The 16,830-nt window shown below is 73.0% G+C and carries 15 protein-coding genes, 1 tRNA gene and 1 pseudogene; 13 read left to right on the plus strand and 4 right to left on the minus strand.

Annotated features, from left to right (window positions below):
• Position 1 precedes the first annotated feature (1 nt).
• On the minus strand, positions 2-970 hold the full coding sequence (locus P3T35_RS31350) for an acyl-CoA desaturase (RefSeq protein ID WP_101381938.1): 969 nt from the start codon (positions 968-970) through the stop codon (positions 2-4).
• A gap of 294 nt (positions 971-1,264) precedes the next feature.
• On the opposite strand from P3T35_RS31350, the gene P3T35_RS31355 reads away from it, so the two are divergent.
• The 10 genes from P3T35_RS31355 to P3T35_RS31400 all read left to right on the plus strand — a co-directional run bounded on the left by P3T35_RS31355 (position 1,265) and on the right by P3T35_RS31400 (position 8,843).
• Positions 1,265-1,335, plus strand: a tRNA-Gln gene (locus P3T35_RS31355).
• 119 nt (positions 1,336-1,454) lie between these two features.
• Positions 1,455-2,918 carry a bifunctional UDP-N-acetylglucosamine diphosphorylase/glucosamine-1-phosphate N-acetyltransferase GlmU gene (gene glmU, locus P3T35_RS31360; RefSeq protein ID WP_280708708.1) on the plus strand — a complete coding sequence of 488 codons (1,464 nt, stop codon included), beginning with the start codon at positions 1,455-1,457 and terminating at the stop codon, positions 2,916-2,918.
• 208 nt (positions 2,919-3,126) lie between these two features.
• The gene (locus P3T35_RS31365) at positions 3,127-4,107 is read left to right on the plus strand and encodes a ribose-phosphate diphosphokinase (protein ID WP_101381940.1); all 981 of its coding nucleotides are present in this window, start codon (positions 3,127-3,129) and stop codon (positions 4,105-4,107) included.
• 252 nt (positions 4,108-4,359) lie between these two features.
• Positions 4,360-4,953, plus strand: a complete 594-nt coding sequence (locus tag P3T35_RS31370; protein ID WP_101381941.1) for a 50S ribosomal protein L25/general stress protein Ctc — start codon at positions 4,360-4,362, stop codon at positions 4,951-4,953.
• Positions 4,954-5,044: 91 nt separating this feature from the next.
• Positions 5,045-5,626, plus strand: coding sequence for an aminoacyl-tRNA hydrolase (gene pth / locus P3T35_RS31375; protein WP_101381942.1), 582 nt, complete (start codon positions 5,045-5,047; stop codon positions 5,624-5,626).
• A 163-nt stretch (positions 5,627-5,789) separates the two neighbouring features.
• On the plus strand, positions 5,790-6,023 hold the full coding sequence (locus P3T35_RS31380) for a helix-turn-helix transcriptional regulator (protein WP_280708710.1): 234 nt from the start codon (positions 5,790-5,792) through the stop codon (positions 6,021-6,023).
• Positions 6,024-6,095: 72 nt separating this feature from the next.
• Entirely contained in the window at positions 6,096-6,422 is a 327-nt protein-coding gene (locus P3T35_RS31385; protein WP_101381944.1) for a hypothetical protein, read from the plus strand.
• A gap of 103 nt (positions 6,423-6,525) precedes the next feature.
• Positions 6,526-7,434 (plus strand): hypothetical protein, encoded by a 909-nt coding sequence (locus P3T35_RS31390; protein WP_101381945.1) that lies wholly within the window; start codon positions 6,526-6,528, stop codon positions 7,432-7,434.
• A complete protein-coding gene (locus tag P3T35_RS31395; RefSeq protein WP_101381946.1) occupies positions 7,431-7,955 on the plus strand; it encodes a hypothetical protein in 525 nt (174 codons plus the stop codon). Before P3T35_RS31390 ends, P3T35_RS31395 begins: the two co-directional genes overlap by 4 nt.
• Before the next feature lie 135 nt (positions 7,956-8,090).
• Entirely contained in the window at positions 8,091-8,843 is a 753-nt protein-coding gene (locus tag P3T35_RS31400) for a hypothetical protein (RefSeq protein WP_143676883.1), read from the plus strand.
• Between the two features lie 105 nt (positions 8,844-8,948).
• On the opposite strand, the gene ppc is transcribed toward P3T35_RS31400, so the two are convergent.
• A complete protein-coding gene (gene ppc, locus P3T35_RS31405) occupies positions 8,949-11,684 on the minus strand; it encodes a phosphoenolpyruvate carboxylase (protein WP_107503386.1) in 2,736 nt (911 codons plus the stop codon).
• A gap of 302 nt (positions 11,685-11,986) precedes the next feature.
• Between ppc and P3T35_RS31410 the strand changes: the two genes are divergently transcribed.
• The gene (locus tag P3T35_RS31410; protein WP_280708711.1) at positions 11,987-13,261 is read left to right on the plus strand and encodes a histidine kinase; all 1,275 of its coding nucleotides are present in this window, start codon (positions 11,987-11,989) and stop codon (positions 13,259-13,261) included.
• Between the two features lie 18 nt (positions 13,262-13,279).
• Here P3T35_RS31410 and P3T35_RS31415 read toward each other — a convergent pair whose 3' ends face one another.
• Both P3T35_RS31415 and P3T35_RS31420 read right to left on the minus strand, forming a co-directional pair.
• Complete coding sequence (locus P3T35_RS31415) at positions 13,280-13,747, minus strand: SUKH-3 domain-containing protein (protein WP_101381951.1); 468 nt, start codon at positions 13,745-13,747, stop codon at positions 13,280-13,282.
• A gap of 136 nt (positions 13,748-13,883) precedes the next feature.
• Entirely contained in the window at positions 13,884-14,342 is a 459-nt protein-coding gene (locus P3T35_RS31420) for a YwqJ-related putative deaminase (RefSeq protein WP_101381952.1), read from the minus strand.
• Between the two features lie 245 nt (positions 14,343-14,587).
• Here P3T35_RS31420 and P3T35_RS31425 point away from each other — a divergent pair, with 245 nt between their 5' ends.
• Positions 14,588-15,598 carry an SMI1/KNR4 family protein gene (locus P3T35_RS31425; RefSeq protein WP_101381953.1) on the plus strand — a complete coding sequence of 337 codons (1,011 nt, stop codon included), beginning with the start codon at positions 14,588-14,590 and terminating at the stop codon, positions 15,596-15,598.
• A 41-nt stretch (positions 15,599-15,639) separates the two neighbouring features.
• A pseudogene (locus tag P3T35_RS31430) lies at positions 15,640-16,830 on the plus strand (hypothetical protein); the annotation flags it as partial.

Here is a 16,830-nt window from a genome sequence, read left to right on the forward strand (position 1 = left end):
GTCATGCGGTGCGCCGGGCGGCGATGCGCGCCGCATCGGGCCAGCGCACCTCGCGCGCCCAGCCGGCCAGCTCGAACCAGCGGATGATGCGGGCGGAGGAGTCCACCTGGCCGCGAAGCACGCCGTGCCGGGCCGCGGTCGGGTCGGCGTGGTGCAGGTTGTGCCAGGACTCGCCGCAGGAGAGCACCGCCAGCCACCAGACGTTGCCGGACTTGTCGCGGCTGCGGAACGGCCGTGAGCCGACCGCGTGGCAGATCGAGTTGATCGACCAGGTGACGTGGTGCAGCAGCGCCACCCGGACCAGCGAGCCCCAGAAGAAGGCGGTCACCGCACCCTGCCAGGACCAGCTGAGCAGCCCGCCGGCCAGCGCGGGCAGCAGCAGCGACAGCGTGGTCCAGAGCCAGAACAGCCGGGAGATGGCCCGGAGGTCGCGGTCCTTCACCAGGTCGGGGGCGTAGATGTGCTGGGGCGTCTGCTCCGAGTCGAACATCCAGCCCATGTGCGCCCACCAGAGGCCCTTGAGCAGCGCCGGCACGCTCTCTCCGTAACGCCAGGGGGAGTGCGGGTCGCCGTCCCGGTCGGAGAACTTGTGGTGCTTGCGGTGGTCGGCCACCCAGCGGACCACCGGGCCCTCGACGGCCAGGCTGCCGACCACCGCCATGACGATCTTGAGCACCCGTCCGGTCTTGAAGGCACGGTGGGTGAAGTGCCGGTGGTAGCCGACCGTGATGCCGTGGCAGGTGAGGAAGTACATCGCCGTGCCGATCGCCAGGTCGCGCCAGCCGAGCCCCCAGCCCCAGGCGACCGGCGCGGCGGCCAGCAGGGCGAGGAACGGGATCGCGATGAACATCGCGAGCGCGATCCGCTCGGGCAGGCCCTGCTTCTCGCCGCCGAGGGTCGCGGAGACCTGGGAGTTGGGCTTGCCGTCCGGGCGGGAGCCCGCCAGTACCTCGTCGGCCTGGAGCGTCATCTCGGTCGTCCCCTCAAGGGAAGGCGGAGGGAGTGCCCGGTCGGGCGACCGGGCCCTGCGTCAGCGGGTCGGTCGGGGGACCGGACCCAACGCGTGCGGGCCCGGTCGGGGGACCGGACCCTACGTTTGCGTAACTTACGGCATCGTAAGTTGTGCGGCGAGTGAAGGGAAGCAGGGCACACCGGAGGTTCCGGATAGGTGGTGGAGGTCGGGCGCGGTAACCCTTAGGCTGTGCTTGGCTCCAGGGGGTGCGGTGGTACCGATGCCGTATGCCGGAGCGCGTTTGACGATCGATCCGCCGTGGTGTAATGGCAGCACGGGGCCCTTTGAAGGCCTTTGTCTAGGTTCGAGTCCTAGCGGCGGAGCTCGTCGGTCACGGTTGGTAGGTATCCTCGGTCCAGCTCGGCACTCCGTGCGGATGGGCCCTCGGCCCGGGAGTTCGCCGGCCCCCTCCCCCCTGTGAACCGATCGAGGAGCCTCCCGCGTGAGCGCTGCGACTGACAGCCCCCTTGCCGCCGTCCTGGTACTCGCCGCGGGGGAAGGCACCCGGATGCGGTCCAAGGCCCTGCCCAAGGTGCTGCACCCGATCTGCGGTCGCAGCCTGCTCGGCCATGTGGTCGCCGCGGTGGAGGAGTTGGCTCCCCGTGAGCTGGCCGTGGTCGTCGGCCACCGCCGGGAGCTGGTGGCCCAGCACCTGGGCGAGGCCCACCCGAGCGCCCGGGTGGTGGTCCAGGAGGCCCAGCTCGGCACCGGCAACGCGGCCAGGGTGGCGGTCGAGGCGCTGGCCGCCGACGGCATCGCGCTGGACGGCACCGTGATCGTCACCTACGGCGACACCCCGCTGCTCACCGCCGAGACCCTGCGGCTGCTCGCCGAGCAGCACGCCGGGCAGGGCAACGGCGTCACCGTGCTGACCGCCAACGTGCCCGACCCGACCGGCTACGGCCGGATCCTGCGGGCCGTGGACGGCTCGGTCACCGGGATCGTGGAGCACCGCGACGCCACCGAGGAGCAGCGCGCCATCCAGGAGATCAACTCCGGGGTCTACGCCTTCGAGGGCAAGCTGCTGGCCGACGCGCTGGCCCGGATCACCACCGACAACGCCCAGGGTGAGGAGTACCTGACCGACACCCTGGAGATCCTGCGCACCGCCGGCCACCGGGTCGGCGCCGTGGTCGCCGCCGACCACCGCGACATCCTGGGCATCAACGACCGGGTGCAGCTGGCCGAGGCCCGCCGGCTGCTCAACGACCGGCTGCTGGAGCGCGCCATGCGGGCCGGCGTCACCGTGGTCGACCCGGCCACCACCTGGCTGGACGTCCAGGTGGGCTACGAGCCGGACGCCGTGGTGCACCCCGGCACCCGGCTGCGCGGCACCACCCACCTGGCCGAGGGCTGCGAGGTCGGCCCGGACTGCACGCTGACCGACACCGCGGTCGGCGCGGGTGCCGTGGTCACCGCCACCACCGCCGAGCGGGCCGAGATCGGGGAGGGCTGCCAGGTCGGCCCGTACGCCTACCTGCGCCCGGGGGCCAGGCTGGCCCGCAAGGCCAAGGTCGGCACCTATGTGGAGATCAAGAACTCCGAGCTCGGCGAGGGCGCCAAGGTGCCGCACCTCTCCTACATCGGCGACGCCACCATCGGCGAGGGCACCAACGTCGGCGCGGCCTCGGTGACGGTGAACTACGACGGCGTGAACAAGCACCGCACGGTGATCGGGGCGCACTGCCGGACCGGCTCGGACAACATGTTCATCGCCCCGGTGACGGTCGGTGACGGCGCTTACACCGCCGCCGGCTCGGTCATCGACAAGGACGTGCCGCCCGGCGCGCTGGGCGTGGCCCGCGCGCGGCAGCGCAATGTGGAGGGCTGGGTGGCGCGCAAGCGCTCCGGCACCACGGCCGCCGAGGCCGCGGCGGCCGCGCAGGCCGAGGCCGAGGAGGCGTAGGCCACTTCGTGTGGCGACCGTCATGCCTCCCGGGGCGGGCGCTTCGCGACCGGGCGCGTAACCTGGTGTACATACGTGCGCCGTGGGGCTGTTGGCCCGGAGCGAGGCGTACCCCCCAATTCCCTGTCGCTCGTAGGCCCGGACGGTTGCTGCCGCCCGGGTCCGGTGCGGGCGGGGCCATACGGCAGTAACGCGAGGAGACGGTGCAGTGAGCAGCGGGATCACGACGTCGGGCGAGAAGAAGCTGAAGCTCTTCTCCGGGCGCGCCCACCCCGAGCTGGCGAAGGAGGTTGCCGCAGCCCTGGGCACCGAGCTGGTTCCGACCAAGGCCCTGGACTTCGCCAACGGCGAGATCTACGTGCGCTTCCTGGAGTCCGCGCGCGGCGCGGACTGCTTCGTGATGCAGAGCCACACCGCTCCCATCAACCAGTGGATCATGGAACAGCTGATCATGATCGACGCGTTGAAGCGGGCCTCGGCGCGCAGCATCACCGCGATCCTGCCGTTCTACGGCTACGCCCGGCAGGACAAGAAGCACCTCGGCCGCGAGCCGATCTCGGCCCGGCTGATCGCCGACCTGCTGGCCCAGGCCGGCGCCGACCGGCTGATGGCGGTGGACCTCCACACCGCCCAGATCCAGGGCTTCTTCAACGGCCCGGTGGACCACCTCTTCGCGCTGCCGATGCTCTGCGACTACATCGGCGAGAAGGTCGACCGCGCCAAGCTGACCGTGGTCTCGCCGGACGCCGGCCGGGTCAAGGTCGCCGACCAGTGGTGCGACCGGCTGGACGCCCCGCTGGCGATCATCCACAAGCGCCGCGACATGAGCCAGGCCAACACCATCCTCTCCGCCGAGGTGGTCGGTGACGTCAAGGACCGGGTCTGCGTGCTGGTCGACGACATGATCGACACCGCCGGCACCATCTGCGCCGCCGCCGACGCGCTGTTCGAGAACGGCGCCGCCGACGTGATCGTGGCCGCCACCCACGGTGTGCTGTCCGGCCCGGCCGCCGACCGGCTGAAGAACTCGCGGGTCAGCGAGTTCGTCTTCACCAACACCCTGCCGACCCCGGCCGCGCTGCAGATGGACAAGGTCACCACCCTCTCCATCGCCCCGTCGATCGCCGCCGCGATCCGCGAGGTCTTCGAGGAGGGCTCGGTCACCTCGCTCTTCCAGGGCGTGCACTGACACCTCCTCAGCATGAACCTCCTCAGCACGAATCCGGCCTGACCGGCTGATCGGCCCCCGCTGCGAAGCGGGGGCCGATTTCATGCTTGACCACTGCTGCGGTTAGACTCGTGAGACTGCTCGGCGAGGGATGCCTATTGCGCTCCGTGATCGACGCGCTGGATTGAGTCCGCCGAGCCGACCCGTATCTGTGAGGGTGTGGTCCCGGCGGCTTTTCGCTGTCTGCACCCCGTTTCGCCCCAGGAGTGCAGCATGTCCGAGATCCGTCTTGCCGCCGAGCCCCGCACCGAGTTCGGCAAGGGTGCCGCCCGTCGCGCCCGCCGCGCCGGCTTCGTCCCCGGTGTCGTCTACGGCCACGGCCACACCCCGGTTCACCTGAACCTGCCGAGCCACGACCTGATGATGGCCCTCAAGACCCCGAACGCCCTGCTGGTCGTGCCGATCGACGGCAAGGACGAGTTCGTGCTGCCGAAGGCCGTGCAGCGCGAGGCCATCAAGCGCAGCATCGAGCACGTCGACCTGCTGCTGGTGAAGCGCGGCGAGAAGGTCGCCGTCGAGATCCCGGTCCACGTCGAGGGCGAGCTGGCCCCCGGTGGCAACCTGGTCGAGCACGTGCTGAACGCGCTGCCGATCGAGGCCGAGGCCCTCCACCTGCCCGAGTCGGTCACCGTCTCGGTCGAGGGCCTGGAGGCCGGTGCCGCCATCACCGCCGGTGACATCAAGCTGCCCGTCAACGTGTCGCTGGCCGTCGAGGCCGACGCCGTGGTGCTGCAGATCATCGCCGCCCAGGCCGCCCCGGTCGAGGAGGAGGCCGAGGAGGCCGCCGAGGAGACCACCGAGGCCTGAGCCTGACGCGCTCGCCACTGCCCCGGCCCCCTGGTGGGAGCCGGGGCAGTGGCATGTCCGGGATGATGGCTACTGAGGAGGAAGAGGCGAGATGAGCGACGCGGAGTACACCGGCCCCCGTCTGGTGGTGGGGCTGGGCAACCCGGGTGAGGGCTACGCCCGCAACCGGCACAACATCGGTTTCATGGTGGTCGACCTGCTGGCCCAGCGGATCGGGGCGAAGTTCAAGGCGCACAAGAGCCGCGCCCAGGTGGCCGAGGGCCGCCTGTCCGGGCAGCGGGTGGTGCTGGCCAAGCCGATGACCTTCATGAACCTGTCCGGCGGCCCGACCACCGCGCTGCGCGACTTCTACAAGGCGCCCACCTCCGCGATCATCGCGGTCCACGACGAACTGGACGTCGACTACGCGGCGCTGCGGCTCAAGCTCGGCGGCGGCGACAACGGCCACAACGGCCTGAAGTCGATCACCAAGTCGCTCGGCCCGGAGTACTACCGGGTGCGCTGCGGGATCGGCCGGCCGCCGGGCCGGATGGAGGTCGCCGACTTCGTGCTCAAGGACTTCTCGTCCACTGAGCGCAAGGAGCTGGACTGGTTCGTCGACCGGGCCGCCGACGCGGTGGAGGCCCTGCTGTCGGAGGGCCTGGAGCGGGCCCAGAACACCTACCACTCCTGATGGCTTGATCAAGACCTTTTGAGTGGATCAACCTGCTGTAGTGTCAGGTCATTTCTGCTTGGAGGGTGATCGCTGCCCCGGGGGAGAGGCAGGCAGGGCCATGGCGGTAGTTCATGCAAGCACGAGAGACCACTGCCCGTGCCGGATCCACTCGCTTCCCGCGGTGGACACCAGCAGCCTGACGGCTCGTGAGAACGATGTCTTCGGGCTGCTCGGCATCGGGTTGTCGAACGGCGAGATCGCTCGGCAGCTGCACATCAGCGCGTCGACCGTCAAAGCTCATCTGGGGCGGGTACTGGCCAAGTTGGGGCTTCGCACCCGAACTTCGGCGGCGCTCGCCGCACAGCTGCACTTGTTGAGAATGTGTCCATCCGGCCAATGTTCGAGTCCGCACTGACGTGGTGTGATGACCAGCGGCCCACCGGGGCCCAACACAGTGTCGATGAGTGACCGACCAGGGGGTATCACCATGTTCGAGTCCCGTTCCCTCAAAGGCCTGACGGTGGCGGCTGCCGCCACCGTGGCATTGGCGCTCGGTACCGGAGTCGCGAGCGCCGGAACCTTCGCCAACGACTACTCCACCGCGGCCAACATCCGTTCGGGCCCGCACACCTCGGACGCCGTGCTCGGCACCGGCTATCCGGGGCAGGGCAACACGGACTACTGCTTCACCAACCAGGGCAGCGGCGTGAACGGCGACTACGCCTGGGACTACAACCGGGACTCCGCCACCGGCGTGACCGGCTACACCTCCGAGGTGTACCTGGTCAGCACGGCCCAGGAGACGAACTGCTAGTCGTTCCCGAAGCCGCATCGTGACGCTGGGGCGGTCGCCCGCCATCCGGGCAGCCGCCCCAGCGGCAACCCCGTCCGTCCGAGCAGCGAAGGGGCCACGGGCCATGGCTCGCCGACTCTCCACCGCGTTCCTGGCCGCCGCCGTCTGCGCCGCCGTCCTCACGGGTTGCTCGTCCAGCGGCACCCGGCACCCGGACACGGCGCAGGGCCAGGGGGAGCCGATCGTCTCCGCGACCCCCGTCCCGACGTCCGCGGCCGACATCCAGGCGCTGCCGCTGCGGGTGTTCGCTCCCACTGACCAGGAGGCGCAGACCATCAGCCGGGCGACCGTGCTGCTGGAGGCGGACTGCATGCACCGACTGGGCTTCGCCGACTGGAGCGCGCCTGCGGCCGGCCCGGGGGAGCAGACCGACCTGCCCACCGCGTTCGGTTTCCTCGACGATTCTCAGGCCGCGCAGTTCGGATTCCACAGTCCCGACAGCCTCAAGCCGAGGCCGGCGAGCACGCAGAAGATGGACCCCGCCGAATTCACCGCCGAGACCGGTCTCGCGTCGATGACCGCTCGGAAACCCGCCGGTGGAGCGATCCCCGACGGCGGTTGCGAGGGTGAGGCCCGTCGACAGATCGACGGCGGGGCCCAGCCGGCCAGGAGCACCGGGTACGAATCCCTCTCCGACCAATCCCTCAAACGCACCCAGGCGGACGACCGGGTGGCGGCCGGCATCAAGGACTGGAGCAGCTGCATGCGGCAGAAGGGTTTCGTGTACAGCAACCCGCAGAGCCTGGCCACCGAGTCATGGGGCAATTCGGTGACCCCGCGCGAGATCGACACCGCCCGCGCGGACGTCGCCTGCACCCGGCAGACCAACCTGCCCGGGATCGCCTTCGCCGTGCAGGGCGCGATCCAGCAGCAGCTGATCACCCAGTACCGGAACGAGTTGACCGCCGAACGAGCGGCCGTCGACGCCAGGATCGGCCGGGCCGCACAGGTGCTCAAGGAGCACGGCCAGTGAGAGTCCGCCCGCTCGGTGTGCTGGTCCTGGCCCTGCTCGCGGGCTGCTCGGCGGCCGTGCGGCCCGCCGCGGCCCCCTACGGCACCGGCCCCGACGGCGAGGCCCTCTCCGCCCCCAGCCCCGATGTCCAGCAGGCCTACCTCGCCTACTGGGACGACTGGTTGGCCGCGAACCGACCGGGCGGCATCGCGCCGGAGCAGCTCGCCCGGCACGCCGACGAGCCGAACCTGTCGATCCTGCGGGCCGCCCTCGCGGACGCGGCGAAGGCGGGCCACACCCACACCGGGCAGGTCGGTCACCACATCGAGGGCATGGTCGCGGACGGTGAGCTGCGCCGGATCTACGACTGCGTGGACGTCAGCCGATGGCTGATCACCGATGCGGCCACCGGCAAACCGGTCGACCAGTTCACCGGCCAGCCGCCGCAGCTGTCGGTCATGACGCTCCGGCAGATCGACGGGGCCTGGAAGGTGACGGACATCCAGAAGCCCATGGCCTGCTCGTCGGCGGCAGGCGGGTGAGTGGGGAACGAACCGCTACCCCCGTGACCGCCAGGGCAACAGTCGTACAACTCTTGTCCGCAGCACCCGATCTGGTGATCGAGCACCCCGGAACATCCGATACGGTCGACCCGGACTCGGGAAGGTGGGGCGCTGGTGGGCGCGGGGTTGGGGCCGACACGACTGGTCGGCACATGGGTACTGGCGATGACGGCACTGGCGGGTTCGGCCACCGCGGCGGCGGCCGAACCGGGCGGCTCGCCGTCGCCCTCGGCGGTCGGGGCCGCGTCGCCGACCGTCGGCGCACCGGGGGCACCGGCTCCCTCGGCGACGGCCTCGGGCACCGCGGATCCCGGCGCGAGCGGTGCGCCCGGCAGCGGTCAGGCCACCGCCACCGCCACCGCGAGCCCCACGGCCCAGCCCAGCTGCCCGGCCGGGGACACTGGCACGCCGAATGCCACACCGACCGCCGGCCCGAGCACCTCGGTCGCGCCGAGCGCCAGCCCCTCGCCGACCCCGGCGGCCCCCTCGGCCACCGCCCGCTCGGCCAACTGCCGTACCACGGCGCCGACTCCGCCCGCCGTGCCGGTGGCGAGCCGGGGCGCGGCGGCCCCGGCCGGCAGCGCACGCGGCCACGGGCGGCTGCGGCAGTCGGCGCCGGGCGGTGACGAGCCGACCGCGGTGGACGTCCAACTGGTCGACGGCGTCACGCCGCAGACCCCCGAGGCGACCGCCGCGCCCACGCCGGTGAACGGCCAGCTCGCCAGCACCTTCGTGACCTCGATCGGCGGCAACGCCGGGCTCACCGCGGTCGGCTTCGGCCTGCTGGTGGCGTCCGGCGGCGGCGCGCTCTGGCTCAAGCGCCGGATCGCCACCAAGCGGGATCCCGAGACTCCGTCCGCGAACTGACCATCCGTCGACAGCCCGACAGCCCGACAGCCCGACAGCCCGACAGCCCGAAGGCCGGGGCCCGCTCCAGCGAGCGGCCCCCGGCCTTCGTCATGTCCGGTCGGCTCAGCCGGTGTTGCGCAGGCCGGCGGCGATCCCGTTGACGGTCAGCAGCAGCGCCCGGGCGCGCAGCGGGTCCTCCTCGCGGCCGGACTCGACCTGCTCGCGCTGCCGGCGCAGCAGTGCCACCTGCAGGTAGGAGATCGGGTCCAGGTAGGCGTCGCGGACCGCGAAGGTCTGCTTGAGCACCGGGTTGTGCTCCAGCAGTTCGTCCTCCCCGGTGAGCCGCAGCACCTCGCGCATGGTCAGGTCGTGCTCGGCGCGGATCTCGTCGAAGACGTGCCGCAACTCGCCCGGGACCAGCTGCTCCACGTAGTGCTTGGCGATCCGCAGATCGGTCTTGGCCAGCGTCATCGCCACGTTGGAGAGGAAGTTGCGGAAGAAGTGCCACTTCTCGTACATCTCGGGCAGCACATCCCCCAGGCCGGCCGCGCGGGCCGCGGCCAGGCCGGAGCCGACGCCGTACCAGCCCGGCACGATCTGGCGGGACTGGGTCCAGCCGAACACCCACGGGATGGCCCGCAGCCCGTCCAGGCCGGCTCCCGAATCCGGTCGGCGGGACGGCCGGGAGCCCAGGTGCAGCGAGGCCAGCTGGTCCACCGGGGTCGAGGCGAAGAAGTACTTGGGCAGGTCGTCCTGCTCCACCAGGGCCCGGTAGGAGCGGTGCGCGGCTTCCGAGACCACGTCCATCGCGGCGTCCCAGCGGGCCAGTTCCTCGGGGGCCTGGCGGGGGCTGGTGTGCAGCGCGGAGGCGGCCAGCGTGGCGGAGAGGGTGAGCTCCAGGTTCTCCCGGGCCAGCGAGGGCAGCAGGTACTTGTCGGAGATCACCTCGCCCTGCTCGGTCACCTTGATCTCGCCCTCCAGGGTGCCCCACGGCTGGGCGAGGATCGCCTCGTGCGAGGGGCCGCCGCCGCGGCCGACGGTGCCGCCGCGGCCGTGGAACAGGCGCAGCCGGATGCCGTAGCGGTGGGCGACGTCGCGCAGCCGGCGCTGGGCCCGGTGGATCTCCCACTGCGAGGTGGTGATGCCGCCGAACTTGGAGGAGTCCGAGTAGCCGAGCATGACCTCCTGGACGTCCCCGCGCAGCGAGACCAGCAGGCGGTAGGAGGGGTCGGAGAGCATCTCCTCCAGGATCCGGTCGGCCTGCTGCAGCTCGTCGGTGGTCTCCAGCAGCGGCACGATGCCGATCCGGGCGATCCCGCCGTGCAGGTCGATCAGGCCGGCCTCGCGGGCCAGCACGGCGGCGGCGAAGACGTCGTCGGCGCCCTGGCACATCGAGATGATGTAGCTCTCGACGATCTCGTCGCCGAACCGCTCGAAGCCCTCCCGGATGGTGGTGAAGACGCCCAGCGTCTTGGTGCCGGCGGCGTCCAGCGGGGCCGGGGTGGGGGCCAGCGGTCGGCGCGAGCGCAGCTCCTTGGCGAGCAGCCGCTGCCGGTACTCGCGCGGCATGTCGGCGTAGCGCCAGGCCTCCTCGCCGAGCCGGTCGAAGAGCTGGCCGAGTGCGTGGTGGTGGGCCTCGGCGTGCTCGCGCACGTCCATGGTGGCCAGCTGCAGGCCGAACGCCTCGATGGTGTTGATCGCCCGGGCCAGTCGCCCGTCGGCGATCAGCTCGCCGCGGTGGCTCCGCAGCGACTCCTGGATCAGCCGCAGGTCGGCGACCAGCTCGCGGGTGCCCAGGTAGTCGCGGCCGGGCAGGTGCGGGGTGCCGGCGGCCAGCCGGTCGCGGGTGTTCTCCAGCTTGAGCCGTACGCAGGTGGCCTTGAGACGGTACGGCTCCTCGGCGTTCATCCGCTTGTAGCGGGGGCTCAACTCGGGCAGCAGCTTGAGGTCGGCGTCCAGCGAGGCCAGCAGCTCGGCGGAGGCGCCGGCCAGCCGCTCCGAGGTGGAGAGCGTGGCGCGCAGGTCGTCGATGGTGGCCAGGGCGTCCGTGATGCCGTACTCGTGCTGGAGGTTGAGCACCTCCCAGGTCACCTCGGGGGTGACGTTGGGGTTGCCGTCCCGGTCACCGCCGATCCAGGTGCCGAAGGTGAGCGGGCGCACCCCGTCGGGGAGGGCCAGGCCGACCCGGGCGAGCTCCTCGTGCAGCTCCTCCAGGACCACGGGGACGGCCTCGCGGTAGAGCTCGTCCAGGTAGTAGACGGCGTTGCGGGCCTCGTCGGTGGGCTCGGGGCGGGCGATCCGCAGCTCGTCGGTCTGCCAGAGCAGGTCGATCACCTCGGCGAGGCGGCGGTCGGCGCTGCGCTTCGCCGAGGTCTGCCGGGCCGCGTCGGTGACGTCCAGGCCGGCCGCCGCGTGCTCCCGGTGGATGCGTTCGAGCAGCTCGCCGATCCGCCGCAGCTTGTTCAGCACGCTGCGGCGGGCCGCCTCGGTCGGGTGGGCGGTGAAGACCGGGCGGACCGCCAGATGCGCCAGGGTGTCGGCCAGGTGCTTGGGGTCGGCCTCGGCGAGCTGGTCGGCGGTCTGCGCCAGCAGCGAGCCCTCGCGGGCCCGCCGGGCGGCGAACTCCCGGCCGCGGTGCACCTGTTCGGTGACGTTGGCGAGGTGGAAGTAGGTGGAGAAGGCGCGCACCAGCTTGGCGGCGGTGTCCAGGTCGATGTTGGCCAGCAGCTCTGCGGTGGCCTCGCCGTCGGTGCGGCTCAGCAGGCGGACCTGCTCGACCAGGCCCAGCACCTCCGCGCCTTCCTGCCGCACCAGCGTCTCGCCGAGCAGATCGCCGAGGCGGCGGATATCGGCCCGCAGGGCTGCGTTGTCTGCCTGATCTGCCTGGCCGGCGGCCGGCGCGCTGCCGGGCTGGGCGGCCGAGTTGGGGACCGAAGCGGTCACGGCTGGCTCCCTCGGGTGGTGGGTTCGGCAAGGGCGGACCGCGCTGTCCGACGGGCACCAGCATAGGTGGCACGGGGTGCCGGGCAGTGGGTGTGGCCGCATCGCGGACACAGGTTCCCAAGTCGTGTTTGACGCGCGTCCGCGGCCGGAACGCCGAGGCGTGTGCACGGCCGGAACTGGGTAGGGCGGGGCGGTGGGCCTCACATAGGCTGACATCCATGAGCATGTCCACTGGGGAGGGCGCGCGCGACCGCGGGTTGTGGTGGTGGCCACACCGGCGCAGCGCGGCGCTGGACGTGGGTTTGGCCGCGCTGGCCGCGGTGGAGGGCGCGGTCGGCGGCTGGACGCTGGCGGTCGGCCGGTTCCACCTGCACACGGGGCTGGCGCTGCTCTCGGCCCTGATCGGCGGGGCCGCCGGAGCCACCCTGCTGGTGCGGCGGCGCTGGCCGGCGCTGCCGGTGGTGGTCTCGATCGTGCTGGTGCCCGGGCTGTTCGGGATCGTGCTGCTGGAGGTCGCCCTCTACACCCTCGCCGTCACCTGGAGCTGGCCGTCCCGGCGGCGCACCGTGGTGACCCTGTCGTCGGTGGTCTTCCTGGAGACCACCGCGATGATGCTCCTGCTGCGCATCTTCTCCGCCAACGGCGCGCCGCCGAACGAGCCGCCCGTGCCCAGCTGGGTCCCGGTGCTGCTGGCGCTGCTGGTCTCGGTCGGGCTCACCGTCGCCCCGGTGGCCACCGGCCTCTACATCGGGGCCCGGCGGCGGCTGGTCGAGTCGCTGCAGGACCGAGCCCAGGGCCTGGAGGCCGAGCTCGACCTGCTGGCCGAGCGGGCCACCGAGCGGGCCCGCCGGGCCCGGCTGGAGGAGCGCACCCGGATCGCCCGGGAGATGCACGACGTGGTGGCGCACCGGGTCAGCCTGATGGTGGTGCACGCCGGGGCGCTGGAGCGGATCGCGGCCCGGGACCCGGAGAGGGCCGCCCAGAGCGCCAAGCTGATGGCCGATACCGGCCGGCAGGCGCTGAACGAGCTGCGCGAGATCCTCGGCGTGCTGCGGATGAACGAGGAGTCGGCCGAGCAGACCAAGGGGCTGGCCGAACTGCCCCGGCTGGTGGACCAGTCGAAGGCGGCCGGGATGCTGGTCACGCTCACCGTCAGCGGCGACCGCCAGGCGTACTCGGGCGACGCCGAGCGGACCGCCTACCGGGTGGTCCAGGAGGGGCTGACCAACGCCCACAAGCACGCCGGCGGCGCCCGGGTCTCGGTGCTGCTCGCCTACGTGCCCAACGGCGTCCGGGTCGCCGTGGTCAACGACAGCCCGGACGGCGGCGAGCAGGTGCGGCTGCCCAGCGGCGGCAACGGCCTGGTCGGCATGGAGGAGCGGGTCCGGGCGCTGGGCGGCAGCTTCACGGCGGGCCCGGAGTACGGCGGCGGCTTCCGGGTGGAGGCCACCCTGCCGTCCCGGCTGGCGACCCGGGCCGATCCGCTGCGCTGAGGCGGCGGCCGGCCCCGGTCAGTCGGCCGCGTCGGCGACGGTGCGCAGCCGGTGCGGGCGGGTGCCCAGGACCAGCGTGGAGACCGCCTGGTCAAGGTCCTGTCCGAGGAACCACTCTCCGGTGTGGTCCAGGCTGTAGACGCGGCCGGCCTCGTCGATCGCCAGCAGCGCCTGCCCGAACCGCTCCTCGCCCAGCGGGGCCACCCGGCTGTCCAGGGCCCGGCCCAGGTCGGCCAGGGTGCGCGGCTGGTGCAGGCCGCACCGCGGGTCCAGCAGGAACGGGGTGCGGGCCACCTCCCGGCCGGCCCCGGACAGGTCGAAGGAGAGGCCGCCGAACTCGGCCCAGGCCTCGATGGCGGCCGGGAAGACCGCGTGCGGCGCGTTCGGCGGGGTGGGATGGCCGAGCAGCTGGTCGGCCCACTCCTCGGCACGGCGGATCTCCCAGCGCCCCGGGTGCCAGCCGGCCTGCTTGAGCGCGGCGGCCACGTCGGCGGAGAACCGGGGCTGGGAGCGGACGGCGGTGGAGCCGGGGGCGGCGGGCGGGTTCAGGGGGCACTCCGGGGTCGGGGGACAGGGAACGGCGCAGGCAGTGGCGGCTGGCTGGGCCGGCGCGGTCGGGCCGTCAGGTCCGGGGGCCGACCGCGACGCTGAGCACGGTGAAATGCTCCAGCATCGGCGCGCAGGAGCGGCACGGCGGGGCGTGGGTGCCGTGCGCCGGGTCGTCCTGCTCGCGGATCCGTACCGTCGTCAGTTTGGCCCCCTTGAGCGCCTTGCGGGCCTCGTGCAGGCTCAGCGGCTTGCGGGCGGCGCGCTTGGAGCGGCCGGTGTCGACCGTGGTCAGGTACTGGGAGAGCAGCAGCGCCTCGGGGCAGCGGCCGGTGAACCGCTCCCGGTGGTCGATCGGCAGCGTGCCGAGGAAATCGGTGACCAGCGGGTGCAGCTCGGGCTCGGTGTCGGCCTTGCGCCCGGCGAGGGTGTGCACCTGGCCGCCGCGCAGCGAGAGTGCGGCGGCGACCGCCGGCAGCAGGCTGTCCCGGTGGTGGCGCAGCAGTGGCGCGCTGGGCGGGGGCGGTAGCTCCACGGCTGCTCCCTTGCTGGTCGTCGTTTCGTTGTCCGGGGGCCAGCCTGCCAAACGACCCGGACAGTCGACCACCCGGGGGGTCGACGGGTGTGCTGACGATTCGTCAGCAACCTTTTCCGGTGCTGGGAAACCGGTCCGGCCCCGGCGGTGCACGGGCCCAGTGCCGGACCAGGGGGACCGCTGAAAGGCCTGAGCACATACCCTGGTGCCCGGCAACAACGGCTTCAGCCAGTGGGGGAACCCAGATGACGACAGGTCGGCCCGGCACCGTCGCCGCGCCCAACGCGGCCTACGCGGGTCAGGTGGTCCACTTTCCCGACCCGGTGCGGGCGGCCAAGTACCCCGAGGGGGTGCCGGTGGACGCCCAGGGCTACCCCGACTTCAGCCGCTACGCCGCCGCGGTCGCCGAGGTGGCCGACCCGCCGGCGGGCTTCGGTGTGGACGAACTGCGGCTCACCGACTACGTGTCGGCCAATGCCGCGCAGTTCAGCCACGGCCACGAGCTCTGGGCCGACCACGAGTCGCCGGTGGCCACCCCGACCGGCTGGACCTGGCACCACGCGGTCGGCCCGGCCGCGACCGGCTGGCGCCGGATGGAGCTGGTCCCGGTCGAGGTCAAGGCGCTGCTGCGGCACCACGGCGGGCTGGCCCGGTCGTCCGCCGACCACGGCAAGCGCGGCACCCGGCCGCTGCAGGAGCACCGTCCGGCGCACTTCTCGCTCTCCAAGGAGGGCGCCGACCCGCTGTCGGTCCGCGAGGACCTGGTACAGACGGCGGAGGAGCGGCTCGGCTACCGGCTGCCCGGCCCGTACCGGGAGTTCCTCAAGCTGGCCGGCGGGCACGGCCCGGTCGGCGTGGCACTGGACAGCGAGTTCGGCATGCTGCTCGACCAGCCGTTCCTCACCCTCTCCGAGGAGTACGGCACCGCCGACCTCGTCTATGCCAACAAGTGCATGCGCGACCACCTGACCAAGGACTACCTGGGCATCGCCTATGCGCAGGGCGGGATCCTGGCGATCAAGGTGCGCGGCGAGCGGGCCGGCTCGGTCTGGTTCTGCGTCTATGACGACGCCCGCGACACCGGGGCCCCCGAGGACCCGGCCGCCCGGGTGGCGCGCCTGCTGCTGCCGTGCGGGGAGACGTTCGACGACTTCCTGCTCCGGCTGGCCGGCAGCCCGGCGGAGCTGGAGACGGTGGCGGGCCTGATGGTTGAGGGCGGATTCGCCCGCGCGGTGCCGATCGCGGCCGCGGGCTGAAGCGGGGGAACTGACGTGTCGACGGTGCAGGAGGTCCTGGGATGGTGACGTACGCGCAGGCGCAGGACCTGGCAGCGGAGTGGATCAACGGCGGGGTGCCGCCGTTCCAGCAGCGCGAGGTCCGGGTCCGGGAGTTCGACCTCGGCTTCGTCTGCTGGGCCGAGGACCGGGCCAACGGCCCCTCCTCGGACGGCGGAGCGGCCAAGCTGGTGATCGCCCGGGAGAGCGGGGCCAGCACGCTCTGGCCGCCGCTGCCGGTCAGCGAGGTGGTGCGGCGCTACGAGGAGGCGTACGGCCGGCCGGTCGGCTCGGCGCCCGCCGGGGTGGCCAAGCCGCTGCCCGGGCCGGTGGAGGCCACCTCCTTCCTGCTCAGCCCGCCGCAGTGGATGGAGGAGGCGGCGGCCGCGGCGATCGCCCGCGAGAACGAGAAGCTCGGCACGGCGCCCGCTGCCGCGCCGGCCGCCGGCGCCGTGCCGGGGGCCGACCCGCGGCCGCCCGCGCCGGCCGCTGCCGCACATGCTGCGCCCGCGCCCGTCGCTGCCGCGCACGCTGCGCCCGCACCCGCGCCCGCCGCTGTGCCGCCCGTTGCCGCGCATGCTGCGCCCGCGCCCGCCGCTGCTGCGCCGCCCGTTGCCGCGCCCGCTGCGCCCGCGCCCGCTGCGCCCGCGCCCGCGGCGCCGCCCGTTGCCGCGCAGGTGCCGGGCGCCCCGTCGGCCGACGCGCCGGCGGCCCGGCTGACCACGCCGCCGATCTCCGACCGCCCGGCCGGGGACGCGCCGACCCTGCTCGCCCCGCCGCCCAGCTGGGACGGGGACGAGCACGGCGACGAGGTGAAGCTGCCGACCACCCCGCCGGACGCCCGCACCGTGCGGATGCCCCCGCCGGTCGCCATGCCCGCGCAGGCCGTTCCGGCCGCGCAGCAGGAGCGGCCGGCCGCCCAGCCCACTCCGCCGGCACCGCCCGCACCGGTGGGCGGCTACGCCCCGACCGTGCTGGCCACCGACGGTCCGCCCGGGTTGATGGGTCTGCCCGGTGCGCCCGGCCCCGCCGCTCCGGCGCCCGGCGCGCAGCCGCCGGCGGGTGGCCCGGCGATCGAGTACGCGCCGACCATGATGGCCTCCGACGGTCCGCCCGGGCTGATGGGTCTGCCCGGTGCGCCCGGCCCCGCCGCTCCGGCGCCCGGCGCGCAGCCGCCGGCGGGTGGCCCGGCGATCGAGTACGCGCCGACCATG

Source organism: Kitasatospora sp. GP30, from assembly GCF_029892145.1.
In the GTDB taxonomy this organism is placed as follows: domain Bacteria; phylum Actinomycetota; class Actinomycetes; order Streptomycetales; family Streptomycetaceae; genus Kitasatospora; species Kitasatospora acidiphila.